General features: G+C 73.3%; 18 protein-coding genes. 12 read left to right on the top strand and 6 right to left on the bottom strand.

Features of this window, described 5'->3' with window-relative positions:
- Window positions 1–31: 31 nt before the first annotated feature.
- Together glgB and ACZ6H8_RS03260 are read right to left on the bottom strand one after the other, a co-directional pair.
- Complete coding sequence (gene glgB / locus ACZ6H8_RS03255; protein WP_464144404.1) at window positions 32–2182, bottom strand: 1,4-alpha-glucan branching protein GlgB; 2151 nt, start codon at window positions 2180–2182, stop codon at window positions 32–34.
- Entirely contained in the window at window positions 2179–4479 is a 2301-nt protein-coding gene (locus ACZ6H8_RS03260) for an alpha-1,4-glucan--maltose-1-phosphate maltosyltransferase (RefSeq protein ID WP_464144405.1), read from the bottom strand. The genes glgB and ACZ6H8_RS03260 overlap by 4 nt, the downstream gene beginning before the upstream one ends.
- A 129-nt stretch (window positions 4480–4608) precedes the next feature.
- Between ACZ6H8_RS03260 and glgP the strand changes: the two genes are divergently transcribed.
- A complete protein-coding gene (gene glgP / locus ACZ6H8_RS03265; protein ID WP_464144407.1) occupies window positions 4609–7146 on the top strand; it encodes an alpha-glucan family phosphorylase in 2538 nt (845 codons plus the stop codon).
- 25 nt (window positions 7147–7171) lie between these two features.
- On the opposite strand, the gene glgX is transcribed toward glgP, so the two are convergent.
- Window positions 7172–9301 (bottom strand): glycogen debranching protein GlgX, encoded by a 2130-nt coding sequence (glgX, locus tag ACZ6H8_RS03270; protein ID WP_464144409.1) that lies wholly within the window; start codon window positions 9299–9301, stop codon window positions 7172–7174.
- A 15-nt stretch (window positions 9302–9316) separates the two neighbouring features.
- Between glgX and ACZ6H8_RS03275 the strand changes: the two genes are divergently transcribed.
- The 7 genes from ACZ6H8_RS03275 to ACZ6H8_RS03305 all read left to right on the top strand — a co-directional run bounded on the left by ACZ6H8_RS03275 (window position 9317) and on the right by ACZ6H8_RS03305 (window position 18021).
- On the top strand, window positions 9317–10444 hold the full coding sequence (locus ACZ6H8_RS03275; RefSeq protein ID WP_464144411.1) for a cysteine desulfurase family protein: 1128 nt from the start codon (window positions 9317–9319) through the stop codon (window positions 10442–10444).
- A 122-nt stretch (window positions 10445–10566) separates the two neighbouring features.
- Window positions 10567–11670 (top strand): tRNA 2-thiouridine(34) synthase MnmA, encoded by a 1104-nt coding sequence (mnmA, locus tag ACZ6H8_RS03280; RefSeq protein WP_464144413.1) that lies wholly within the window; start codon window positions 10567–10569, stop codon window positions 11668–11670.
- A gap of 64 nt (window positions 11671–11734) precedes the next feature.
- Window positions 11735–14143, top strand: coding sequence for an NAD-dependent DNA ligase LigA (gene ligA / locus ACZ6H8_RS03285; RefSeq protein WP_464144415.1), 2409 nt, complete (start codon window positions 11735–11737; stop codon window positions 14141–14143).
- Entirely contained in the window at window positions 14143–14649 is a 507-nt protein-coding gene (locus tag ACZ6H8_RS03290) for a mycothiol transferase (protein ID WP_464144416.1), read from the top strand. The genes ligA and ACZ6H8_RS03290 overlap by 1 nt, the downstream gene beginning before the upstream one ends.
- Window positions 14646–15785: an AAA family ATPase gene (locus tag ACZ6H8_RS03295; protein WP_464144418.1), complete on the top strand. Its 1140-nt coding sequence runs from the start codon at window positions 14646–14648 to the stop codon at window positions 15783–15785. The genes ACZ6H8_RS03290 and ACZ6H8_RS03295 overlap by 4 nt, the downstream gene beginning before the upstream one ends.
- A 43-nt stretch (window positions 15786–15828) precedes the next feature.
- On the top strand, window positions 15829–16779 hold the full coding sequence (locus ACZ6H8_RS03300; RefSeq protein ID WP_464144420.1) for a phosphotransferase enzyme family protein: 951 nt from the start codon (window positions 15829–15831) through the stop codon (window positions 16777–16779).
- 54 nt (window positions 16780–16833) lie between these two features.
- Window positions 16834–18021 (top strand): NAD(P)/FAD-dependent oxidoreductase, encoded by a 1188-nt coding sequence (locus tag ACZ6H8_RS03305; RefSeq protein ID WP_464144423.1) that lies wholly within the window; start codon window positions 16834–16836, stop codon window positions 18019–18021.
- Here the strand turns inward: ACZ6H8_RS03305 and ACZ6H8_RS03310 are convergent.
- The gene (locus ACZ6H8_RS03310; RefSeq protein WP_464144425.1) at window positions 18018–19418 is read right to left on the bottom strand and encodes an MFS transporter; all 1401 of its coding nucleotides are present in this window, start codon (window positions 19416–19418) and stop codon (window positions 18018–18020) included. The genes ACZ6H8_RS03305 and ACZ6H8_RS03310 overlap by 4 nt on opposite strands.
- 85 nt (window positions 19419–19503) lie before the next feature.
- Between ACZ6H8_RS03310 and ACZ6H8_RS03315 the strand changes: the two genes are divergently transcribed.
- Window positions 19504–19887 carry a winged helix-turn-helix transcriptional regulator gene (locus ACZ6H8_RS03315; RefSeq protein ID WP_464144428.1) on the top strand — a complete coding sequence of 128 codons (384 nt, stop codon included), beginning with the start codon at window positions 19504–19506 and terminating at the stop codon, window positions 19885–19887.
- A gap of 15 nt (window positions 19888–19902) precedes the next feature.
- Here ACZ6H8_RS03315 and ACZ6H8_RS03320 read toward each other — a convergent pair whose 3' ends face one another.
- Entirely contained in the window at window positions 19903–20559 is a 657-nt protein-coding gene (locus ACZ6H8_RS03320; protein ID WP_464144431.1) for an FMN-dependent NADH-azoreductase, read from the bottom strand.
- Window positions 20560–20655: 96 nt separating this feature from the next.
- Between ACZ6H8_RS03320 and ACZ6H8_RS03325 the strand changes: the two genes are divergently transcribed.
- Together ACZ6H8_RS03325 and ACZ6H8_RS03330 are read left to right on the top strand one after the other, a co-directional pair.
- Window positions 20656–21006, top strand: coding sequence for a winged helix-turn-helix transcriptional regulator (locus ACZ6H8_RS03325; protein ID WP_464144433.1), 351 nt, complete (start codon window positions 20656–20658; stop codon window positions 21004–21006).
- A gap of 68 nt (window positions 21007–21074) precedes the next feature.
- Window positions 21075–21524 carry a GyrI-like domain-containing protein gene (locus ACZ6H8_RS03330; protein ID WP_464144435.1) on the top strand — a complete coding sequence of 150 codons (450 nt, stop codon included), beginning with the start codon at window positions 21075–21077 and terminating at the stop codon, window positions 21522–21524.
- Window positions 21525–21547: 23 nt separating this feature from the next.
- On the opposite strand, the gene ACZ6H8_RS03335 is transcribed toward ACZ6H8_RS03330, so the two are convergent.
- Complete coding sequence (locus tag ACZ6H8_RS03335) at window positions 21548–22612, bottom strand: Rv2578c family radical SAM protein (protein WP_464144437.1); 1065 nt, start codon at window positions 22610–22612, stop codon at window positions 21548–21550.
- Between the two features lie 147 nt (window positions 22613–22759).
- On the opposite strand from ACZ6H8_RS03335, the gene ACZ6H8_RS03340 reads away from it, so the two are divergent.
- Window positions 22760–24226, top strand: coding sequence for an SLC13 family permease (locus tag ACZ6H8_RS03340; protein ID WP_464144440.1), 1467 nt, complete (start codon window positions 22760–22762; stop codon window positions 24224–24226).
- The last annotated feature ends 8 nt before the right edge of the window (window positions 24227–24234 follow it).

Genomic DNA, 24234 nt, shown 5'->3' on the forward strand with positions numbered 1-24234 from the left:
GCGGTCGGGGGCCTTGGCCTTCGCACGTCGCTCAGCGCTGCGGCGTGAGCAGCAGCCCTGCCAGCGGCGGGATCGTGAGCGTCGCCGACGCGGGTCGCCCGCCGAACGCCTCGTCGGAGGCGTGCACCGTGCCGAGGTTGCCGACGCCCGAGCCGCCGTACTCCGACGCATCCGAGTTCACGAGCTCCGTCCACGGACCCGACTCGGGCAGGCCGATGCGGTAGTCGTGCACCGGGCGGCCCGAGAAGTTGTGGATCGCCGCGACCGGCCTGCCGTCGTGCCCCCAGCGCAGGAACGCGACCACGTTGTCCGACGAGTTGCCGCCGTCGATCCACTCGAAGCCCGCAGGCTCGGAGTCGCGACCCCACAGCGCCTCCTGCTCGCGGTACACGCGGTTGAGGCGACCGACGAGACGCAGCAGACCCTGGTGGGCAGGCTGGTCGAGGATCCACCAGTCGAGGCCCCGAGCCTCGCTCCACTCGCTGGGCTGGCCGAACTCCTGCCCCATGAAGAGCAGCTGCTTGCCCGGATGCGCCCACATGAACGTGAGGTACGCGCGCACCGACGCGAGCTGCTGCCAGTGGTCGCCTGGCATCTTGCCAAGCAGCGAGCCCTTGCCGTGCACGACCTCGTCGTGGCTGATGGGCAGCGTGAACGCCTCCGAGAACGCGTAGAGGAACGCGAACGTGATGTCGTGGTGGTGGTGCGACCGGTGCATCGGATCGACCTGCATGTACCGGAGCGTGTCGTGCATCCAGCCCATGTTCCACTTCATGCCGAAGCCGAGCCCGCCCTGGTCCGTCGGTCGCGTGACGCCGGGCCACGACGTGGACTCCTCGGCGATCATGACGATGCCGGGGCAGCGGCGATACGCGGTCGCGTTGACCTCCTGCAGCAGCGAGATCGCCTCGAGGTTCTCGCGTCCGCCGTGCACGTTCGGGAGCCACTGCCCGTCGGCGCGCGAGTAGTCGAGGTACAGCATCGATGCGACGGCGTCGACGCGCAGCCCGTCGATGTGGAACTGCTCGAGCCAGTACACGGCATTCGCGACGAGGAAGCCCCGCACCTCGCTGCGACCGAAGTCGAACACGTTCGTGCCCCAGTCGAGCTGCTCGCCGCGGCGGGGGTCGCCGTGCTCGAACAGCGGCGTGCCGTCGAAGCGCGCGAGCGCCCACTCGTCCTTCGGGAAGTGGGCGGGCACCCAGTCCATGATGACGCCGTAGCCGGCGCCGTGGAGGCGGTCGATGAGGTAGCGCAGGTCGTCGGGATGCCCGAACCTGCTCGTCGCCGCGTAGTAGCCGGTGACCTGGTAGCCCCACGAGCCGCCGAAGGGGTGCTCGGCGAGCGGCATGAACTCGACGTGCGTGAAGCCCGTCTCGTCGAGGTAGGCGATGAGCGGATCGGCCATCTCACGGTACGAGAGCCCGGGCCGCCACGAGCCGAAGTGCATCTCGTACACCGACATGGGTCCCTGGTGCGGGTCGGACTGCGCGCGGGCGCGCATCCACTCGTCGTCGCTCCACTCGAACTGCGACACGCCCGTCTTCGACGCCGTCGCAGGCGGCACCTCGGTGAACTGCGCGAACGGGTCGGCGCGACGCACCCAGCCGTCGGCCGTCAGCAGCTCGTACTTGTACGCGTCGCCTGCGCCGACGCCGGGCACGAAGAGCTCCCAGATGCCGCTGACGCCCATCGAGCGCATCGCGTGATCGGTGCCGTCCCAGCCGTTCCAGTCGCCGAGCACGCGCGCGGCACGCGCGTTCGGCGCCCACACGGCGAACGAGGTGCCCTCGACGCCCTGATGCTCGCGGACATGGCTGCCCAGCACCTCCCAGGCCTGCTCGTGCCTGCCCTCGTGCCAGAGGTGCGCGTCGAGCTCGCCGACCGTCGGCCAGAACCGGTACGGGTCCTCGGCCTCGTGCGGCACGCCGTCGTCGTACGTCGCCCGCACCCGGTAGGGGGCGACGGGTCCTGGCACGCTGCCCTCCCACACGCCGTGGCCGACATGGGCGAGCGCGGTGGGCTCGCCAGCATCGTGCAGGGCCTCGACGCTGCGTGCGAGCCTGCGCACGACGCGGACGACGTGGTCGTCGCCGTCGGGATGCGCGCCCAGCAGATCGTGGGGGGTCGGGTGCGTGCCGGTCGCGAGCCGCTCGAGCGTCGCGTCGTCGATCGTCGTCATGGGTGCCTCACGTGCAGGATGTGGACGGGCTCGACGAAGGCGTCGAGGCGCACGAACGCGTCGTCGCCCCACTGCCAGACCTGGTCGGTCACGAGGTCGTGGACCTCGATCGTCGAGCCGGGCTCGAGGCCCAGGGCGGCGAGGTCGAGGTGCACCATCGTCTGCCGCACCGAATGCGGGTCGACGTTGGCGACCACGAGGATCGTGTCGGGGCGACCGGAGGGGGTGAAGCGGCCGTCGAGGTGCTTCGAGTAGACGAGCATGGCGTCGTCGTCGCTCCAGTGCACCGTGAGGTTGCGCAGCTGCTGCAGCGCAGGGTGCTCGCGGCGGATGCGGTTGAGCCGCGTGAGGTACGGCGCGATCGACGCGCCCATGCGCTCGGCGCGGGCCCAGTCGCGGTCCTTGTACTCGTACTTCTCGTTGTCGACGTTCTCCTCGGAGCCCGGCCTCGCGACGTCCTCGATGAGCTCGTAGCCCGCGTACACCGCCCACGACGGCACGGCCGTCGCAGCGATGGCGGCGCGGATCTTGTACGCAGGCACCCCGCCGAACTGCAGGAACTCGGTCAGGATGTCGGGCGTGTTCGTCCAGAAGTTCGGTCGGAACCACGCCGCCTGCTCGCCGGAGACCTCCGCGAGGTACTCGCTGAGCTCCTCCTTCGAGTTGCGCCACGCGTAGTACGTCACCGACTGCTGGAAGCCGACCTGCGCGAGCGTCTGCATCATCGCGGGTCGCGTGAACGCCTCTGCGTGGAACATGACGTCGGGATGCCGGTCGGTCACCGTGGCGATGACCCACTCCCAGAACCACACGGGCTTCGTGTGCGGGTTGTCGACGCGGAAGATCTGCACGCCGCAGTCGATCCACTGCTCGAGCAGCCGCACCGTCTCGGCGCAGATGCCGGCGGGATCGTTGTCGAAGTTGACCGGGTAGATGTCCTGGTACTTCTTCGGCGGATTCTCGGCGAACGCGATCGTGCCGTCCGGCAGGTGCGTGAACCACTCGGGGTGCTCGGTGACCCACGGGTGGTCGGGGGCGCACTGCAACGCGAAGTCGAGCGCGACCTCGAGACCGTGACGGCCCGCCTCCGCGACGAACTCGCGAAGGTCGTCGATCGTGCCGAGGTCGGGGTGGACGGCGTCGTGGCCGCCGTGGCGCGAGCCGATCGCCCAGGGGCTGCCGGGATCGCCGGGGCCGGGCGTGAGCGTGTTGTTCGGGCCCTTCCTGTTCACCTCGCCGATGGGGTGGATCGGCGGCAGGTAGAGCACGTCGAAGCCCATGGCGGCGACGCCGGGCAGACGCTCCTGCGCGGTGCGGAACGTGCCCGAGATCCAACCGTCCTCGGTGCGCACCGCACCCTCGGAGCGGGGGAAGAACTCGTACCACGAGCCCACGAGCGCGCGCGTGCGCTCGACCTTGAGCGGCACGTCGTCGGAGGTGGACACGAGCGCGCGCGGCGGGTGCGCCTCGAGGAGGTCGCGCACCTCCTGCGTCGTCGCGGCGCGCCAGCGCTCGTCGGCGGGGAGCTCGCTCTGCCGCAGCACGGCCGCGATCGCGGCGAGGCTCGACGGCGCCGACGCGTCGGCGATCGCGCGCTCGAGCAGGCGTGCGCCGATCTCGAGCATGAGCTCGACGTCGATGCCCGCGCCGATCTTGATCTCGGCGTCGTGCAGCCACGTGCCCCAGTCGTCGCTCCAGCCTTCGACGTGCCACGACCACGCGCCCTGCTCGTCGATCGCGGCGAGCGCGGAGTAGCGGTCGGTGCCGGGCGCGACGAGCCGCATGCGCTCGCGGTGCACGGCGCCGGAGGGGGCCGTGAGCACGAGGGTCGCGCCGACCTGGTCGTGGCCCTCTCGGAACACCGTCGCCGAGAACGGCACGACCTCGCCCACGACGGCCTTCGCAGGATGCGGGGAGCCGGGGATGACGGGGAACAGGTCGCGCACGGGGATGCGGCCGGTCGTGGTCTGCGCGCGCGGATCCGCGGGCGCAGCCGGGGCCGCCGTCGTCGCGGACGCCGCAGGGCGAGGGGCAGCGGGGGCGGAGGGCGGCGCGTCGCTCGTGGCACCCGCTGCGGGGCGCGGCGACGGACGGCGCAGGCCCAGCGTCGGAGCCGTCGGCGGCTCGACGAGCGCGGGCGGCTCGTGCGAGCCCGCCACCTCGCCCTCGGCCGACGGCGCGCTCGGAGGAGCGGCAGGCTCCTGCGGCTCCGCCGCAGGCGTCACCGCCTCCGACGGCGCGGCCGTCTGCTCCTGCTGCTTCCTGGTGAACGCGCCTCGGCGCTTCTCCTTCGCCACGGGCCCCACGCTACCGAAGGGACGGGCGCGCGCCGACGGCGGACAGGGGGATTGCGGGTACGGCGGCTCCCTGTGCTATCCGCGACGTCGAGGGCTGCCTGCGCGCGTCGTGCTCGCTACGCTGCCCTCGTGAAGGCCATCCGCACGTTCACCGTCCGATCGTCGCTGCCGGAGTCGCTGCGCCCCCTCGAGGCGCTCGCGACGAACCTGCGATGGTCGTGGCACGAGCCCACCCGCGAGCTGTTCCGCGAGGTCTCGCTCGACGCGTGGCGGGGCGCCGGCCACGATCCGATCCAGCTGCTCGGCCGCATCGGGCAGGATCGCATCGCCGAGCTCGCGGCAGACGAGGGCTTCGTCGCCCGCGTCCACGCGCTCGCGGAGGATCTCGACGACTACCTCGCGCAGGCGCGCTGGTACCAGTCGCTCGAGGGTGCGCCGCGCTCCATCGGGTACTTCTCGCCCGAGTTCGGCATCACGAGCGCCCTGCCGCAGTACTCGGGAGGGCTCGGCATCCTCGCAGGCGACCACCTCAAGGCCGCGAGCGACCTCGGCATCCCCATCGTCGGCGTGGGCCTGTTCTACCAGGCGGGCTACTTCCGGCAGGCGATCTCCAGCGAGGGCTGGCAGCAGGAGTCGTATCCCGTGCTCGACCCCGACGGCCTGCCGCTCACGGTGCTGCGCGACGACGACGGCGCCCCCGTGCTCGTGACCCTCGCGCTGCCAGGCGGACGCACGCTGCACGCCCGCATCTGGGAGGCGCGCGTCGGCCGCGTGCCGCTGCTGCTGCTCGACACGAACGTGCGCGAGAACGGCGAGGAGCTGCGCGGCGTCGCAGACCGGCTCTACGGCGGCGGCGGCGAGCACCGGCTCGTGCAGGAGCTGCTGCTGGGCATCGGCGGCGTGCGCGCGCTCGCCGCGTACGCGCAGCGCACCGGCGGTGCGATGCCGGAGGTGTACCACTCGAACGAGGGGCACGCGGGATTCCTCGGGCTCGAGCGCATCGGCACGCTCGTCGCCGAGGGGCTCTCGTTCGACGAGGCGCTGCGCGTCGTGCGCGCAGGCACCGTGTTCACGACCCACACGCCCGTGCCGGCCGGCATCGACCGCTTCGACGCCTCGCTCGTGCGCGACCACTTCGCAGCCGGCGACCTCGTGCCGGGCATCGATGCCGACGACGTGCTGCGTCTGGGAGCCGAGGACGACGCGAGCGTGTTCAACATGGCGAGGCTCGGCTTCGCCCTCGCGCAGCGCGCGAACGGCGTCTCGCGTCTCCACGGCAGCGTGTCGAGGCAGATGTTCGGCGCGCTGTGGCCGGGATTCGACGCCGACGACGTGCCCATCGGATCCGTCACGAACGGCGTGCACGCCGCGACGTGGACCTCGCCGCACCTCAAGCGCCTCGCGTCGGAGGTGCTCGGCGCCGCCGACACCACCAGGGCCGACTGGGGCTCGGAGGTGCTCGGCGACGACATGCTCTGGGCCGCGCGCCGCGACATGCGCGCGCACCTCGTCGACGAGGCGCGCAGGCGCACGCGCGCGCAGCACGAGCGCAACCAGGGTGCTGCGCCGGCATGGATCGACCGGCTCCTCGACCCCGACGTGCTGACGATCGGCTTCGCGCGCCGCGTGCCCACGTACAAGCGGCTCACCCTCATGCTGCACGACCGCGAGCGGCTGCGCGCGCTGCTGACGCATCCCGAGCGGCCGGTGCAGCTCGTCATCGCAGGCAAGTCGCACCCGGCGGACGAGCAGGGCAAGCAGCTCATCCAGGAGCTCGTGCGGTTCGCGCAGGACCCCGCGGTGCGCGAGCGCATCGTGTTCCTCGAGGACTACGACATCTCGATGGCGAAGTCCCTCTACCCCGGCTGCGACGTGTGGCTCAACAACCCCCTGCGGCCGCTCGAGGCGTGCGGCACGAGCGGCATGAAGGCCGCGCTCAACGGATCCCTCAACCTGTCGATCCTCGACGGCTGGTGGGAGGAGCACCACGACGAGCAGAACGGCTGGGCGATCCCGTCCGCCAACGAGCACGTCGACGCTGCCACGCGCGACGCGCTCGAGGCGACCGCGCTCTACGACCTCGTCGAGCATCAGGTGGCGCCGCGCTTCTACGACCGCGACGAAAGCGGCCTGCCGCACGCGTGGATCGCCTCCATCCGGCACACGCTCGAGACCCTCAGCCCCGCGCTGAGCGCCGAGCGCATGCTGCAGCAGTACGTGCGCGACCTCTACGCGCCCGCGGCGGTCGCCGAGCGCGCCATCGTCGCAGACGGCCACGCGCCTGCGAAGGAGCTCGCCGCGTGGGTGACGCGCGTGCGCGCCGGCTTCGACGCCGTGCGCGTGCTGCACGTCGAGATCGACGGCGTCGACCGCACGCCCGTCGTGGGCGACGCGATCGACGTGCGCGTCTTCGTCGAGCTCGGGTCCCTCTCGCCAGAGGATGTGTGCGTCGAGGTCGTGGCCGGGCGGATGAGCGAGGCGGGCGATCTGCACGACACGCACGTCTCCGCGCTCGAGCACGAGGGTGCGTCGGCGTCCGCGCATCGGTTCGCGGCGACGCTGCCTGCCACGCGCGCCGGCACGTTCGGGTACGGCGTGCGCGTCGTGCCGACGCATCCGCACCTCGCGTCGGCGGCGGAGCTCGGGCTCGTGGCCGTCGCCGGCTGAGGCGCACCGAGCGCGACGGCCCGCGTCAGCCCACGGTCGGCGGCGGGGGAGGAGGCGGCGTCGAGCGCGAGCGCATCACGACGATCTCAGCCTCCGGCACCCCCGCCTCCGGCACGCCGTCGACGCGGTACACGCGCAGGCTCATCGGCTGCACCGTCACGGTGTCGCCAGGCAGGCGCACCTCGCCGTCGTGCCGGTCGTCCGCGCTCGACCACAGCAGCGCGAAGCCCTCGACGCCGTCGGCGTTCGGCAGCGTGACGTCGGCGTCGCGCGGCGAGCCGTGCAGCACGACGAGCACGCGAGAGTACGGCTCGTCGATCGGCGTCGACTCGCACATGTACTGCAGCGTGCGGTCGTGCGCGTGCTCCCAGTCCTCGATCGTCATGGGTGCGCCGAACGCGTTGAACCACTCCATGCGGCTCGAGCCGGCGACCCGCAGGTCGTCGCGGCCGAACTCGAGGGGGCGCAGCGCAGGATGCTCGCGGCGGAGGCGGATGAGCCTGCGCGTCTGCTCGAGGAACTCGTCCTGCCACGGCTTGCGCACCCACGGCATCCACGTGAGCGCCGAGTCGATGCAGTAGGCGTTGTTGTTGCCGCGCTGCGTGCGCCCGAACTCGTCGCCGGCGGTGAGCATGGGGATGCCGGCCGACGTCAGCAGGGTGCCGAGCACGTTGCGCATCGACCGCCTGCGGTCGAGCTGCACGGCGAGCTCCTCCGTCCTGCCCTCGACGCCGTGGTTGTACGAGCGGTTGTCGCTCGTGCCGTCGCGGTTGTCCTCGCCGTTGGCGAGGTTGTGCTTCTCGTCGTAGCGGACGAGGTCGGTGAGGGTGAAGCCGTCGTGCGCCGTCACGAGGTTGACGCTCGCGAGCGGGCCGCGGCGGCCGGTGAACGAGCCCTGGCTGCCGGACATGGCGTGCGCGATCGGGCCGACCGACGTCGTCGCCGGCTCGCCGTGCCGCAGCCTGCGGTAGTCGCCGAGCCAGAACTGTCGGACGCGATCGCGGTAGCCGTCGTTCCACTCGCTCCAGCCGTCGCCGAACTGCCCGACCTGCCAGCCGCCCATCCCCACGTCCCACGGCTCCGCGATCATCTTCACGCCACGCAGCTCGGGGTCCGTCGCGATCGCCCGCAGCAGCGGATGGTCGGGGGAGAACGACGCGTCGTCGCCACGGCCGAGCGTCACGGCGAGGTCGAAGCGGAAGCCGTCGATCTGCACGTCGTGCGCCCAGTAGCGCAGGCTGTCCATGACGAGCGCCTGCGCGGCCGGCAGCGAGAAGTCGACCGTGTTGCCGCATCCGGTGACGTCGACGTAGTCGCCGTGCTCGGTCTGGCGGTAGTACGACGCGTCGTCGATGAGGCGCAGGCTCGCAGGCGGGCCGCCCGGGCCCTCCTCCGCCGAGTGGTTGTACACGACGTCGAGGTACACCTCGAGGCCCGCCTCGTGCAGCAGCCGCACCATGCCCTTCACCTCGCGCAGCACGCCGCCCGTGCCGTCGAGGCGGTTGGCTCGCGAGGCGTAGTCGCCATGCGGCGTGAGCCACGAGAGCGTGTTGTAGCCCCAGTAGTTCACGCGCCCCTGCTCGAGCAGCCGCTGCTCGGAGAGGAAGTAGTGGATGGGCAGCAGCTGCACCGCCGTGACCCCGAGGTCCTTGAGGTACGCGATGGTGCTCGGATGCGCCAGGCCCGCGTACGTGCCGCGCAGCTCCGGCGGCATGTGCGGCGACAGGCTCGTGAGGCCCTTGACGTGGGCCTCGTAGATGACCGTCTCGTCGAGCGGCGTCATGGGCCGTGTCGAGTCGCCCCAGTCGAACGTCGAGTCGATGACCGTCGCACGGTGCTCGCCGGTGCGCGTGCGCTGGATGCCCTTCGCGTGCGGCGGCAGCGCGTGCCTGCTCGCGTCGAAGCGATGCGTGGGGCCCGTGGGGCCGTCGACGCCCACCGCGTACGCCGTGCCCGGCTGCAGCAGATCGCTCTCGACGCTCCACACGTCGTCGTCGCCGCGCCGCATCGGGACGCGGTGGGCGACGAGATCGAGGTCGTCCGCGTCGAACACGCGCAGCTCCATGGCACTCGCGCTGCGCGACCACACGCGCAGGCTGTGCCCGGACCCGGTCGCTCGGAGACCGAGGTCGCCGACGAACCCATCCACATCCATAGGCTAGGCGACGCCATGCGGTACCTCGACCACGCTGCCACGACGCCGTTGCGCGACAGCGTGCGCGCGGCGCTCGCCGACGCGCCGGTGCTCGCCAACCCCGCCTCGACGCACCGTGCTGGCCAGCGCGCCGCCGCACTGCTCGAGGAGGCGCGTGAGCGCATCGCAGCCGCCCTCGACGCGCATCCGACCGAGGTCGTGCTCACCTCGGGCGGCACGGAGTCGACGAACCTCGCGCTGCAGGGCATCGCGCGCACGCGGCCGGGCGCGATCGTCGTGCCGGACGGCGAGCACCACGCGACCCTCGACACGGCCGAGGCGCTCGCGGCGGCGGGCCGCGAGGTGCGGTGGGTGCCGATCTCGTCGACCGCAGTCGTGGATGCCGCGGCCTTCGCCGAGGCGCTGCACGGGGCGGCGCTCGCGACGGCGCTGTGGGTGTCGAACGAGATCGGCACGGTGCAGGACGTCGCGGTGCTCGCGGCCCTCGCAGGCTCGGCGGGCGTGCCGCTGCACGTCGATGCCGTGCAGGCGCTCGGGCACGTGCGGGTGTCGGCGGCGGCGCTCGGGCTCGGCGCGGGCGGTGCGACGACGATCGGGCTCTCGGCGCACAAGGTCGGCGGCCCCGTGGGGGTCGGCGTGCTGCTCGTCGCCCGCGACGCGCCGATCGCGCCGATCGCGCACGGTGGCGGCCAGCAGCGCGGGCTGCGCCCGGGCACGCAGGACGTGCTCGGCGCGCACCTCGCCTCGATCGCGATCGCGGAGGCCGTCGACGAGCTGCCCGCGGAGGCGTCGCGCCTCGCTGCCCTGCGCGACCGCGTGCTCGCCGCTGGCGTCGCGGTGCCTGGCGTCCTGGCGACGGCGCCCGCGGATGCGCGCGCACCGCACATCGCGCACCTCGCGATCGCCGATGCGGAGGCCGAGACGATCGTCTTCGCGCTCGACCGCCTCGGCTTCGCCGTCTCGAACGGCTCGGCGTGCACGGCGGGCGTGCAGGAGCCGTCGCACGTGCTGCGTGCGATGGGGCTCGGCCGCCTCGCACCCCTGCGCATCTCGCTCGGCCGCACGACGACGTCCGACGACGTCGATGCCCTCTGCGCAGCCCTGCCCGGTGCGATCGCGACCGCGCGGGCTGCGTCGGCGTAGCCCGCCGGTCACTCGTCGCCGCTGACTGGTCACGGGTGGTCGCGACGAGCGACCACTCCCGACCACGAGCGACCACGGTCGCCTGGCGAAGGCTGGGCGCATCGCTCGGTACCGTGGAGCCCATGCAGGTGCTCGCAGCGATGTCGGGAGGCGTCGACTCCGCCGTCGCGGCTGCGCGCGCCGTCGAGGCCGGCCACGACGTCGTCGGCGTGCACCTCGCCCTCAACCGCAACGCGGGCACGCTGCGCACGGGGTCGCGCGGCTGCTGCACCGTCGAGGACGCGATGGATGCGCGCCGCGTCGCCGACCGACTCGGCATCCCCTTCTACGTGTGGGACTTCTCGGAGCGGTTCCAGGAGGAGGTCGTCGACGACTTCCTCGGCGAGTACGCCGCCGGCCGAACCCCGAACCCGTGCCTGCGCTGCAACGAGCGCATCAAGTTCGCCGCGCTGCTCGACCGCGCGATCGGCCTCGGCTTCGACCGCGTCGCCACCGGCCACTACGCGCGCGTCGAGACGAGCGGCTCGGGGCCCGAGCTGCACCGCGCCGCCGACTGGGCGAAGGACCAGTCGTACGTGCTCGGCGTGCTCACGACCGAGCAGCTCGCGCACTGCATGTTCCCGCTCGCAGACACCCCCTCGAAGGCCGAGGTGCGCGCCGAGGCCGAGCGTCGCGGATTCACGGTCGCGAGCAAGCCCGACAGCCACGACATCTGCTTCATCCCCGACGGCGACACGCGCGGCTTCCTCTCCGAGCGGCTCGGGGATGCGCCGGGCTCGATCGTCGAGCGCGACGGCACGGTCGTGGGCGGCCACGCCGGTGCGCACGGCTACACGGTCGGTCAGCGTCGCGGGCTCGGCATCGGGGTGCCGAGCCCGGACGGGCGTCCGCGGTTCGTGCTCGAGGTGCGGCCGTCGACGCGCGAGGTCGTCGTGGGGCCGAGGGAGGCGCTCGCGGTCGTCGAGCTCGCAGGATCGCGCATCTCGTGGGCGGGGGAGCGGCACGCGGGGCTCGCGAGCGGCCTCGCCGTCGAGGTGCAGATCCGTGCGCACGCCGATCCCGTGCCCGCCGTGGCGACGCTCGTCGGCGAGGAGCTCGTCGTGCGCGTCGAGCAGCCGCTGATGGGCGTCGCGACGGGCCAGTCGGCCGTGCTGTACCTCGGCACGCGCGTGCTGGGACAGTGCACGATCGACCGCACGGTCGCCGCGACGCACGCCGGCGTCTGACGGGGCCTGGTCGGCCTGCCGGACGAGTCGGGGCCGTGTGGGCGGTTCGGGAGAGGATGGGTGCATGACGACGACGCTCGACGCGGCGAACGACCGCGCACGGCAGCTTCGCGAGCAGATCGAGCAGGCGCGCGAGGCCTACTACCAGCGAGACGCGCAGGTGCTCGCCGACGCCGAGTACGACGCGCTCGTGCACGAGCTCGAGGTGCTCGAGGGCGAGCATCCCGAGCTGCGGTCGCAGGACTCGCCGACGCAGACGGTCGGCGGCGCCGTCTCGGCGCTGTTCGACCCGGTCGAGCACGCCGAGCGCATGCTGAGCCTCGACAACGTCTTCTCCGTCGAGGAGCTGCGCGAGTGGGCGGCCAAGACCGTCGCCTCCGCAGGTCGCGAGGGCGCATGGCTGTGCGAGCTGAAGATCGACGGCCTCGCGATCGCGCTGCGCTACGAGCACGGCAGGCTCGTCACCGCTGCGACGCGCGGCGACGGCCGCGTCGGCGAGGACGTGACCGAGAACGCGCTGCGCGTCGCGGGCATCCCGCGCGAGCTCTCGGGCACCGGGCATCCGCCCATCGTCGAGGTGCGTGGCGAGGTCTTCATCCCCTCGGCCGAGTTCGAGCGGCTCAACGCCTTGCAGGAGCGGCTGCGTGCACGCCAGCTCGCGATCACGCGCGAGCGGTGGGAGGCGCGCCCTGCGGCGAGCCGCGGCGAGTTCGACGAGCAGAAGGCGATCGACTCCGCGCTGCGCCGCTTCCCGGCGTTCGCGAACCCGCGCAACGCCGCGAGCGGAGGCCTGCGCCAGCAGCTCGACAAGAAGGACGGGCTCGAGCGCGAGGCTGGCGACGCGCGCGTGCAGGCGCTGCGGCTGTACGTGCACGGCATCGGCGCGTGGGAGCAGCCGCCCGTCGCATCCCAGTCCGAGGTCTACGGCCTGCTCGCCGAGTGGGGTCTGCCGACGAGCCCGTACCTACGCGTCGTCGACGACGTCGACGGCGTCGTCGCCTTCGTCGAGCAGCACGGCCGCGACCGCCACGCGGTGGAGCACGAGATCGACGGCGTCGTCGTGAAGGTCGACGAGCTCGCGCTGCACGACGAGCTCGGCGCCACGAGCCGCGCTCCGCGGTGGGCCATCGCGTACAAGTATCCGCCCGAGGAGGTGCACACGCGCCTGATCGACATCGTCGTGAGCGTGGGCCGCACCGGGCGGGCGACGCCGTTCGCCGTCATGGAGCCCGTCGCGGTCTCGGGCTCCGTCGTGCGCCAGGCGACCCTGCACAACCAGGACGTCGTGGTCGCGAAGGGCGTCCTCATCGGCGACACCGTCGTGCTGCGCAAGGCCGGCGACGTCATCCCCGAGGTGCTCGGCCCCGTCGCAGAGCTGCGCGACGGCACCGAGCGGGCGTTCGTCATGCCGAGCCACTGCCCCGACTGCGGCACCGAGCTGCGACCCATGAAGGAGGGCGACGTCGACCTGCGTTGCCCCAACGCGCGCTCGTGCCCCGCCCAGGTGCGCGGCCGCGTCGAGCACGTCGGCAGCAGGGGAGCCCTCGACGTCGAGGCGCTCGGCGAGGTCACCGCCGCGGCGCTCACGCAGCCCGAGGTGCCCGCGACGCCGCCGCTCGAGACGGAGGCGGGGCTCTTCGAGCTCACGATCGACGACCTTCTCGGCATCGAGGTCGTCGTGCGCGACGGCGAGACGGGCGAGCCCAAGCGCGACGCGAAGACCGACGAGATCAGCCGGCGCACGCCGTTCCAGCGCAATCCCACGGCGGCCGAGCGCAAGCAGGGCCTCGAGGGCCCGCAGCCGTCGAAGCAGGCGCTCACGCTGCTCGCCGAGCTCGAGCGCGCCAAGACCACCGACCTGTGGCGTCAGCTCGTGAGCCTCAGCATCCGCCACGTCGGCCCCGTCGCCGCACGCGCCCTCGCTGGCTGGTTCGGATCGCTCGAGGCCATCGAGCGCGCGACGCGCGACGAGCTCGCAGAGGTCGAGGGCGTCGGACCGATCATCGCCGATGCGCTCATCGACTGGCTCGCCGTCGACTGGCATCAGGAGATCCTGCAGCGCTGGCGTGCCGCGGGCGTGCGCTTCGCGACGCCGGGCCACCCCGGTCCCGGCGCCGCAGCGGCTGCGGGCGGCGTGCTCGCGGGCCTCACGGTCGTCGCGACGGGCTCGCTCGAGGGCTACACCCGCGAGGGGGCGCTGGAGGCCATCATGGCCGCAGGCGGCAAGGCCGCCTCGAGCGTGTCGAAGAAGACCCACTTCGTCGCTGCAGGACCGGGTGCAGGCTCGAAGCTCACCAAGGCCGAGGCGCTCGGGCTGCGCATCCTCGACGCCGCGCAGTTCCACCTGCTCGTCACCGAGGGGCCGGGAGCGCTCGCCGACGAGGCACCCAGCGCCGACGAGAGCAGCGCCGACGAGACCAGCGTCGACGAGACCAGCGCCGACGAGAGCACCACCGACGACAAGGAGGCGTGATGGACGCCATCGCACTGCTGCACGAGCTCTACGGACGCATCCCCGGCGAGGTGCGCCGGGCCGTCGACGGCCTCGAGCCCGAGCACCTCACGGCCGTGCCGGTCGAGGGAGCGAACACCATCGGCTGGCTCGTGTGGCATCTCGCCCGCGTGCAGGACCATCACGTCTCCGAGCTCACGGGCGACGACCAGCACTGGGCGACGGGGGTGTGGGCTGCGACCTTCGGGCTCGAGCCCGACGCGGACGACACCGGCTACGGCCACGACGCCGACGCCGTCGCCCGCGTGCGACCCGAGTCCGCGCAGGCGCTGCTTGCCTACTTCGACGCCGTGCACGCGCGCACGACGGCCTACCTCGACACCCTCGTCGAGGCCGACCTCGACCGCGTCGTCGACGACGCGTGGGATCCGCCGGTCACGCTCGGCGTGCGGCTCGTGAGCGTCGCCGACGACGACATCCAGCACGCAGGGCAGGCGGCGTACGTGCGGGGGCTGCTGGGCGCATGATCTCGAGGCTCGCGATCGAGGGGTACCGGTCGATCCGCACGCTCGTCGTCGACCTCGAGCCGCTCACGGTCGTGACGGGTGCCAACGGCAGCGGCAAGTCGAACCTGTATCGGTCGCTGCGTCTGCTGGCCGACTGCGGCGAGGGGCGCGTGATCGGCTCGCTCGCGTCGGTCGGTGGCCTCGACGCCGTGCGCTGGGCCGGCCCCGAGCAGGGCTCCGGTCGTGGGCGAGCGGTGCAGGGCACCGTTCGCTCGGGCCCCGTCGCGCTGCGGCTCGGCGTCGCGACCGACGAGCTGGGCTACGCGATCGACCTCGGCATCCCGGTCGCGCAGCGAAGCGCCTTCGACCTCGACCCCGAGATCAAGCAGGAGCACGTGTTCGCGGGTGCCGATCCCAGACCCGCGAGCGTGCTCGTCGAGCGCACGCGCGGCCTCGCCCGGATGCGCGGCGACGGCGGCTGGCAGCACCTCGCCACGAACATGCATCCGTGGGCCTCGGTGCTCGACGAGCTCGCGGGCCACCAGGAGGCGGCGGAGCTCGCGGGTGCTCGCCGCATGCTGCGCGGCTGGCGGTTCCACGATGCGCTTCGCACCGACCGGTCGGCCCCTGCCAGGCAGCCGCAGGTCGCGACGCGCGCCGTGCGCCTCGACGACGACGGCGCGAACCTCGCGGCGGTGCTGCAGACGGCGATCGAGGCGGGGTGGAGGCGAGAGGTCGACGACGCGATCGACCGCGCGTTCCCGGGGTCGCGACTGCTGCTGCCGATGGCAGAGGGGCGCATGACCGTCGCGCTCGAGCAGCCCGGCATGCTGCGGCCGCTCGCCGCGACCGAGCTCTCGGACGGCACCCTGCAGTACCTGCTGCTGGTCGCCGCGCTGCTCTCGGCCGAGAAGCCGAGCCTCGTGGTGCTGAACGAGCCGGAGCGCAGCCTCCACGTCGACCTGATCGAGCCGCTCGTCGCGCTCGTGCAGCAGGCCGCCGCGGCGACGCAGATCGTGGTCGTCACGCACCAGCAGCGGCTCGCCGATGCGCTCGGCGGGGCGCGCGTCGAGCTCGAGAAGCACGACGGCGAGACGCTCGTCGCCGGCCGCGAGGGGCTGCTCGACGCGCCCGGATGGCACTGGCCGACGCGCTGACCGACCTCGACGGACTGCCGCCGCCGCTCGTACGGTGGAGACCATGAGCGTGCACGCGATGGTCCAGCATGCGTTCGGCGAGCAGCTGACGCTCGACGACGCCGACTCCCTCCACCCCTTCTCGCTCGTGTGGCGAGCCCGCGTGCATGCAGACGGCGGCGACGTGCCCGCCGTCGTGAAGCGCACCTGGGGCTCGGGCCAGCACGCGCTCGAGGCATGGCAGCGTGCGCTCGTCGCCCACGGCATCCGCACGGTCGCGCCGCTGCTGCCTGCCGTCGCGGTCGACGTGGAGGTCGACGGCGAACGCGGGACGCAGCGCTGGGTCGCGTATCCGCGGCTGCACGGCCGCGGCTGGGAAGGCTCCATCGACGACCTCCGCGCCGCGGCCAGGCTCCTCGGCGAGCTGCATGCCGCATCCGCCGCACTCGCCATCGACGGGTTCCCCGCGTTCGAGTGGGGCACCGCCGCCGCTGACTCGATCGCCGAGGACGTCGACGCGGTGCGTGCATCGGCAGCCGAGCACTGGCCGACCGCCGACGTCGCGCCGTGGGTCGCCGAGCTGCGCGACTTCGGCGCGACCCTCGACGCCGTTCGGGGCGCACGGCTGCCGCTGCTGCCCGTCTCCCTCGACCATCGGGCCGCGAACCTCCTGTTCGACGACGAGGGTGCGCTCGCCTTCGACCTCGAGAACGCCGCGCTCGCCCCCCGCCTCCTCGACCTCGCCCTCGCCGTGCTGCTCTTCCCGCTCGAGGACGCAGGATGCGCAGGCCGAGCCCTGTCGAGCGAGGAGTGGCGCGCGTTCCTCGCCGCCTACCTGGAGCGCGCGCCGCGGCTGACGGACGTCGAGAGGGCGCTGTGGCCGACCGCTCTGACCTACATGCGGCTCGAGTGGGGCACGTGGCATCTCACGGAGGGCGTCGAGACGGAGCGCGCGAACCTCCGGTACCTCGAGGACCTCCTCACGCTCGACGTCGACCGGTACGCGCTGCCGTGAGGGGCCGCGTCAAGGGCCCGCGCGCGCCTGCATCACCGCCGTAGCGTGGCTGCAATGACCACGCATCGGCACGACGTCCTGGTGATCGGTGCCGGCAACGGCGGGCTCGCGACCGCGGCGAGGCTGCGGCGGCGGGGCTGTCGCGACGTCGGGGTGATCGAGCCGTCGGAGCGGCACGTGTACAAGCCGCTGCAGAACTACGTCGGCCTCGGCCTCGCCGACGCGTCCGAGCTCACGCGCCCCCAGGCGGGCCTCATCCCCGACGGCGTCACGTGGCACCGCACGTCGGCGGTGGCGATCGACCCCGTCACGCGCGTCGTGACGTGCGCCGACGGCACCGAGGTCGCAGGCGGCGACGTGGTGCTCGCACCCGGTGCTGCGCTCGACTGGGATGCCATCCCCGGCGCTGCCGCGGCGCTGCAGCAGGGCACGGCGATCTCGACGTTCGACGAGACGCTGCTCGCTCGCGCATGGGAGCGCATCCGCACGCTCGAGCGGGGCACTGCGGTGTTCACGCTGCACGGCCAGCCCGCCTCCGGCCGCGAGACGGCGCTCAAGCCGCTGCTGCTCGCCTGCGACCTGTGGCGCAGGACGGGCGTGCTCGACGCGATCGACGTCGTGCTCGTGCACGACGAGGATCGGCTGCACCCGGTGTCGGCGATCGAGGCGGAATGGCGCAGGCACCTGGACGCGTACGGCATCGACGTGCGCACGGGCGTGCGGGTCGCCGCGATCGACGACGGCGAGGTCGTGCTGGCCGCCGCCGGCGGCGAGCGCAGGCTGCACGTCGACCTGCTGCATCTGCTGCCGCCGTACGTCGCGGCGCCGCTCGTCGCCGCCTCGGGGCTGGACGGCGCGGGCTCCGGCGGCTTCGTCGACGTCGACGCCGAGACGCTGCGCCACCGCACGCATCCGCGCATCTGGGGGATCGGCGACGGGGCGGCGCTCGGCGACGGGCGCACCGGTGGCGCGTTGCGCACGCAGACGCGCGTCGTCGTGGAGAACATCCGCCACGCACGCGCCGGCGAGCCGCTCGAGCGCTACGACGGCTCCACGGTCGCGCCGGTGGCGACGGGTCGCGGGCGGCTGTCGTTCGCGGAGTACGACCGCAGCGGCGTGCTGCGCCGGTCGCTGCCGGTGCGTGCCCTCGACCAGCTGCGCGCGCACCGCGCGTGGTACCTGCTCGATCGCCACGTGCTGCCGCAGGTGTACTGGCACGGCATCCTCACGGGTCGCGTCTAGCCGCCGTCGACGCTCGTCGTCGCGCGCCTCGCCGAGCGGTCGCCGCGCGGGCCGGTGCCCCGCCGCCGGCTGCCGAGCGCGGGGAGCACGGCCGCCGCCGCGGCGGCGACCGCCGCCGTGAGGAACGCCACGAGCGATCCCTGGGCCGCGAGGGCTCCCGCGACTGCGCCGAGGACGGCGATGCCGAGCCCGGCTCCCAGCGCGAACCCGACCTCCTGGATCGCACCCACCTGCCCGGCCTGCTCGGCCGTGGTCACGTCGAAGAGCGCGGTCGCCGCCAGCGTGCCCACGACGCCCATCCCGAGCCCGACGAGCAGCAGCGGTGCGACGAGGCTCTCGGGCTGCTGGCTCGTCCACGCGAGGCCGCCCGCTTGCGCCAGCAGCGCGAGCGCCGTCGCGGTGCTGCTGGAGAGCACGCGCAGCGTCCACGGCGCGAGGACGCCGCCGACGACGATCATCACGGCGTGGGGCAGCAGCGTGAGTCCCGCCTCGACGGCCGTCAGCCCACGGTCCTGCTGCAGGTGGAGGCTCGCGAGGTAGACGGTCGCCGAGCTCGTGCCCGTCGCGACCAGGATGCGCACGTACGCGACGGAGAACCGTGCGTTGGCGAACAGGGACACGTCGATGAGCGGATCGCGCAGGCGGCGCTGTCGCCGGACGAACAGCAGCAGCGACGCGACGCCGAGCCCGCCGATCGCTGCGGATGCGATGGGCTCGAGCACCGCGTGCTGGAGCCCGAAGACGATGCCGGCGACCGCGGCGACCGAGAGCGCGATGCTCCGGGCGTCCCAGGCCGGCGCGGCGGTCGTGCGCGACTCCGGGACGAGCCACGCCGAGAGCGCCAGGGCGACCACCGCGACAGGGATGACGCCGAGCATGATCCAGCGCCAGCCCGGGCCGTCGGAGAGCAGGCCGCCCACGAGGGGGCCGAACGCGCTGCCGGCGCCGAACGTGGCCGTCCAGAGACCGTAGGCGAGCACCCGCTCCGTCGCGCGGAACTGCACGCCGATCGTGGCGACGACGGAGGCGATCACGAGCGCCTCGGCGACGCCGAGCAGCCCGCGCGCGGCGATGAGCACGCCTCCGCCGGGTGCGAGGCCGCCGAGCAGGCTGCACGCGGCGAAGCCGAGCAAGCCCAGCAGCATGACGCGGCGCCGTCCGAAGCGGTCGCCGGCGCGCGCGGCGACGACGAGCGACACGGCGAGCGCCAGCGGGTACGCGTCGATGATCCAGGTCGCGACGACGGGGGTCAGCCGCAGCTCGACGATCATCGACGGCAGCGCGGTCGTGGCGCTGCTGATCGTGACGGCGCCGATGAGGATGCCCAGCAGCATCGGGATCATCGCGAGCCAGCGGCGTCGATCGCCGCCGGCCCGGATGGTGGTCGCCTCGTGCATGCCCTCAGCCTCCGGGATAGCCTCGATCACGACAAGTACGCACCTCTTCGGTACGTAGTGACCGATCTGATACCTAGGAGTCGCGATGCGCGCGAGGACGGAGCAGGTCGCAGCCGGGTGGACGACGGTGTGCGCGGCGGAGATCGCGGTCGTCGTGCTCGGAGGCGCGTGGAAGCCGAGCATCCTGACGCTGCTCCACGATCACGGCGTGCTCCGCTTCGGTGAGCTCGGACGATTGCTGGGGCGGCCGACCGCGCGCGTCCTCACGCGGCAGCTGCGGGAGCTCGAGGAGGACGGGCTCGTGCTGCGCACCGTCTACGCCGAGGTGCCCCCGAAGGTCGAGTACTCGCTGACGGCACTGGGCTCGGGCGTGCATCCGCTCATCGATGCGATGGCGCGGTGGGGCGCTGCCTACGCGGAGTCCGCGAGTGGGCGGGCGGCCGATGATGGACCGCCCGCCTCCCCGTGACGGACGTGCGCGGCGTCAGGCGCGCGTCGACGCGAGGGCGTCGGCCAGCCGCGCTCCTGCGGCGGCGGCGTGCTGCTCGGCGGCGACGCGACGCTCGTCGGCGAGCGGCACGAGCTCGTCCATCGCCGGGTTGACGCCCGCGAGCGTCAGGTCGCGGCGCACGACCTCGAGGTCGAGACCCCACACGTCGCGCAGCGCGCGCTCGAGCCAGCCGGTGGAGTGGTCCCAGCCCTCCTTGGGCGTGCCCGGTGCGTACGAGCCGCCGAGCACGGTGACGAGCACGGCGGGCTTCCCCGCGAGGCCCGTCGCGCCCGGGCCGATGCGCGGGTCGGCGTAGGCGAGGTCGAACCACGTCTTCGCGTGCTGCGAGACGCCGTAGTTGTAGAGCGGCACCGTGAGCAGGATGGCGTCGGCGCCGAGCAGCTCGTCGGCGAGGGTCGTCGAGAGCCGACGGGCCGTGCGCTGCAGGTCGGTGCGCTCGGGCTCGGGGGTGAAGCCCTCGGTGACGGCCGCGGCCCACAGGTCGGCGGCGATCGGCGCGGTGCCGACGTCGCGGCGCTGCACCTCGGTGCCGGGTCGCGCGGTCGTCCATGTGGACTCGACGATGTCGCCGAGCGCGCGGCTCGCGGAGGTCGCGGGCATGATGCTCGCGTCGAGGCGGAAGAGGGTCATGCTGCTCCTTGACGATGCGTGCACTCGCTGGTGCATCCTGAGTCGCTCAGAAAAACGAAGCGACTCTCGTGAGCGTAGCAGACGTACGATGGGGGCATGACGCAGCCCACCGACGACCCGCACGTGTGCGATGTGGCGATCACGCGCGCGTTCTCGGTGCTCGGCAAGCGGTGGAACGGCATGCTGCTGCGCGTGCTCGGCTTCGGCGCAGGATCGTTCGCCGAGCTGCGACGCGCCGTGCCCGGCATCAGCGACACGATGCTCGCCGACCGGCTCGCCGAGCTGACGGGCGCAGGGCTCGTCGACCGGGTCGTGGAGCCCGGCCCGCCCGTCGCGGTGCGCTACGCGCTCACCGACGCAGGGCAGCGGCTCATGCCCGTGCTCGACGACCTCGGTCGCTGGGCTCGCGAGAGCCTCGCTGCGCCGGAGGGCGCCCGCGCCGGCTAGGAGCCGGGGGCATCCGTAGGCTGGAGGCACCCGGGCGCACGCCCGCCCACGCCGACGCGAGGACGACCATGACGGACATCGAGATCCGCCCCCTGCCCGCACTGCTGCTCGCAGCCGCGTCCGACGTCGTGCCCGCCGATGCGGTGGCCGCCACGGTCGAGGCGCTGTTCCAGGAGGTGCAGGCCATCTTCGGCCATGCGCCCGGCGCGCAGGACGTGCCCGTGGCGACCTACGAGGCCGACGGTGACCGCATGCGGGTCGTCGCAGGCTACGTCGTGGGGATGCTCGTGCCCGAGGGGGCCGAGTCGGTCGACCTCGATGCGCACGAGCAGGCGGCGATCCTCGAGCACCACGGCCCCATGTCGGGCGTGCGGGCGACGTGGGCGGCGCTGCACGCGGCGATCGCCGAGCGCGGGCTCGTGCCCGTCGGCGCGTCGCGCGAGCGATACGTGCGCGCCGTCTCCGCCGACCAGGCCGACTGGATCGTCGAGCTGCAGCAGCCCGTGCGACCCGCCTGACGTGCGACCGGCCTGAACCGCGGTCAGAACAGGGGAGCGGGCGCGTCGGCTGGCTCCACGGGGCGTGACGGCAGCTGCTGCGCGCCGCGCCGGGCCGCGCCGCGCACGACGTTCGTGCCCGTGCCATCCGCCTGCCGTGCGCGCAGCAGCCCGTGCCGCCGCAGCAGCGGCGTCGTGCGCGCCCGCAGCCAGTCGCGGTACTCGCGGCACGCGTACGCGCCACCGCCGTAGATGCGCCGGTACTGCTCCTGCAGGTGCGGATGCTCGGCCGCGAGCCACTGCAGGTACCACTCGCGTGCCCCCGGTCGCAGGTGGAGCGCCGACGTCGCGACGCCCGTCGCGCCAGCCTGGGCGATCCGCGCGTAGGCCTCGTCGAGGTGCGCGCGGGTGTCGGTGAGGCCCGGCAGGACCGGCATCATGAACACCTCGCAGTCGAGGCCCGCGTCGCGTACGACGCGCACGGTGTCGAGTCGAGCCTGCGTCGAGGGCGTGCCGGGCTCGACGGACTGCTGCAGCGCGTCGTCGAACACCGCGATCGACATCGCGATCGACACCGGCACGTCCTTCGCGAGCTCGGCGAGCAACGGCACGTCGCGCCGCAGCAGCGTGCCCTTCGTGAGGATCGCGATGGATGCGCCGTGCCCCGCGAGGGCGCGCAGGATGCCGGGCATGAGCCGGTAGCGCCCCTCCGCGCGCTGGTACGGGTCGGTGTTCGTGCCCAGGTGCACGCGGTCGACGTCGCGCCTGGAGGTGCGCAGCTCGCGCCCCAGCACCTCGACGACGTTCGCCTTCACGACGATGCGGCTGTCGAAGTCGGCGCCGGCGTCGAGCTCGAGGTAGCGGTGGGTGTCGCGAGCGAAGCAGTACACGCAGGCGTGCTGGCAGCCGCGGTAGGGGTTGATCGTCCACGAGCCGCCCATCGGGCCGCCGCCTGCCACGTGGTTGAGGGCGCTGCGCGCCGTGACCTCGAGGAACGACATGCCGTCGAATCCGGGCGTCGGCCACCGCTCGAGCGTCGCCGCGCGCTGCTCGAGCCCTGGCAGGGCGTCGTCGTCGACGTGCGTCGCCTGCTGAGCCTCCCACCGCATGTCGACGATTCGAACACACGTTCGAATGCGGCGCAAGTCGCCACGCCGATCGCTCGCGAGCCCACCCGGGGGCTGTCGACGCCGAGATGAGACATCCCTCATGTGCTGCTCACGGGCGTCTCGCCGGCGACGACGACGGTGGAGCGCATGACCTCGATCGCCATCGGACCCGTCGCACCACGCACGATGGTGACGCGCGCCGTGCGCGCCGTCGCCGTCGCGGCAGCCGGCCTGGCCGCATGGCTCGCGACGGCAGGGTGGGCGGGCGACCAGCGGCTCGTGCTCGCAGGCCTCGCGGCAGCGACCCTCGCATGGGTCGTCACGCGCGTCGACGACGCCGTGGTCGCGCTCGCAGCCCTCGTCGCGCTCGCCATCGCCGGTGCCGTGCCCGTCGACGTCGCGTTCGGAGCGCTCGGCGACCCCACGATCTGGCTGCTCGTCGGCTCCTGCATGCTCGCAGCCGGCCTCACGGCATCGGGCATCGCCGAGCGGGCCGCGATCGCGCTCGTCGGCCGCGCGCGCACCGTGCGGGGACTGTGGCATCGCACGACGCTCGCCCTCATCCTCACGACCTTCGCCGTACCAGCCACGAGCGGTCGTGCCGCGCTCGCGATGCCCGTGTTCCGCAGCATCGCCCTCGCCCTGCCGCCCCAGCATCAGCGGGCGCTGTCGCTGCTGTTCCCCGCCGTCATCCTGCTGTCGGCGTTCGCGTCGATCCTCGGCGCCGGCGCGCACCTCGTCGCCGCGAGCCTCGTCGAGGCGGCGACGGGCACCCGCATCTCGTTCGCGTGGTGGCTGCTGCTGGGCGCACCCGTCGCCGTGCTCACGTGCGTCGTCGTCACGGAGCTCGTGCTCGTCGGCTGGCTGTCGCGCGCCGACCGCCGCCTCCCGGTCGCCCACGTCGCCGATCGGGTGCGCGCCGCGAGCCAGTCGCGTCGCGGCGGGCTCTCGTCGGCGGAGGCGCGCTCGCTCGCCCTGCTCGCGCTCGTCGTCGCGCTCTGGCTCACGGAGCCGCTCCACGGCATCCACCCCGCGCTCGTCGCGATGGCGGCCGGCGTCGCGACCGTGCTGCCGCTCGTGGGCTCGACGACGCCGAAGGATGCGTTCGCGGCGGTGCCGTGGAGCCTGCTCGTGTTCCTCGCCGCCACGCTCGCGCTCGGCACGGCGCTCGTGACCTCCGGTGCAGCCGACCGCGTCGCCCACGCGTCGCTCGGCGTGCTCGGCGGAGCGGATCCCGCAGGCGTGCTCGTGGCGATCGTCGCGGCGTCGGCCGCCGCCCACCTCGTCGTGCAGTCGCGCACGGCGCGCGCGACGGTGCTGCTGCCCATCGTGCTCGTCGTCGCGGTCGGCGCAGGCATCAACCCCGTCTCGGCGGCGCTCGCCTCGACGGCGGCAGCGGGCTTCTGCCTCACGCTCACGTCGTCGGCGAAGCCCGTGGCGATGTTCGCAGACGTGCCGGGGGTCGCCACGTTCGACCGCGCCTCCTTGCTCGCGCTCGCCGCCATGACGGCACCGCTCGTCGTCGGCGTCACCCTGCTCGCCGCCGTTGGCCTGTGGCCAGCGCTCGGCGTGCCCCTCGAGACCCCAGCCCCGCCGCTGCGCGGCACCCGATGAAGGAGCCC

The organism is Agrococcus sp. AC640b, from assembly GCF_979255995.1.

Excerpts from the sequence above, each read along its gene's own strand:
- ACZ6H8_RS03320 (WP_464144431.1), bottom strand. The coding sequence starts at position 20,559 with ATGACCCTCTTCCGCCTCGACGCGAGCATCATGCCCGCGACCTCCGCG.
- ACZ6H8_RS03315 (WP_464144428.1), top strand. The coding sequence starts at position 19,504 with ATGCGCGCGAGGACGGAGCAGGTCGCAGCCGGGTGGACGACGGTGTGC.
- ACZ6H8_RS03290 (WP_464144416.1), top strand. The coding sequence starts at position 14,143 with ATGGACGCCATCGCACTGCTGCACGAGCTCTACGGACGCATCCCCGGC.
- ACZ6H8_RS03310 (WP_464144425.1), bottom strand. The coding sequence starts at position 19,418 with ATGCACGAGGCGACCACCATCCGGGCCGGCGGCGATCGACGCCGCTGG.
- ACZ6H8_RS03300 (WP_464144420.1), top strand. The coding sequence starts at position 15,829 with ATGAGCGTGCACGCGATGGTCCAGCATGCGTTCGGCGAGCAGCTGACG.
- ACZ6H8_RS03305 (WP_464144423.1), top strand. The coding sequence starts at position 16,834 with ATGACCACGCATCGGCACGACGTCCTGGTGATCGGTGCCGGCAACGGC.
- ACZ6H8_RS03340 (WP_464144440.1), top strand. The coding sequence starts at position 22,760 with ATGACCTCGATCGCCATCGGACCCGTCGCACCACGCACGATGGTGACG.
- ACZ6H8_RS03295 (WP_464144418.1), top strand. The coding sequence starts at position 14,646 with ATGATCTCGAGGCTCGCGATCGAGGGGTACCGGTCGATCCGCACGCTC.
- ACZ6H8_RS03275 (WP_464144411.1), top strand. The coding sequence starts at position 9,317 with ATGCGGTACCTCGACCACGCTGCCACGACGCCGTTGCGCGACAGCGTG.
- ligA (WP_464144415.1), top strand. The coding sequence starts at position 11,735 with ATGACGACGACGCTCGACGCGGCGAACGACCGCGCACGGCAGCTTCGC.
- glgB (WP_464144404.1), bottom strand. The coding sequence starts at position 2,182 with ATGACGACGATCGACGACGCGACGCTCGAGCGGCTCGCGACCGGCACG.
- mnmA (WP_464144413.1), top strand. The coding sequence starts at position 10,567 with ATGCAGGTGCTCGCAGCGATGTCGGGAGGCGTCGACTCCGCCGTCGCG.
- ACZ6H8_RS03330 (WP_464144435.1), top strand. The coding sequence starts at position 21,075 with ATGACGGACATCGAGATCCGCCCCCTGCCCGCACTGCTGCTCGCAGCC.
- glgX (WP_464144409.1), bottom strand. The coding sequence starts at position 9,301 with ATGGATGTGGATGGGTTCGTCGGCGACCTCGGTCTCCGAGCGACCGGG.
- ACZ6H8_RS03335 (WP_464144437.1), bottom strand. The coding sequence starts at position 22,612 with ATGCGGTGGGAGGCTCAGCAGGCGACGCACGTCGACGACGACGCCCTG.
- ACZ6H8_RS03325 (WP_464144433.1), top strand. The coding sequence starts at position 20,656 with ATGACGCAGCCCACCGACGACCCGCACGTGTGCGATGTGGCGATCACG.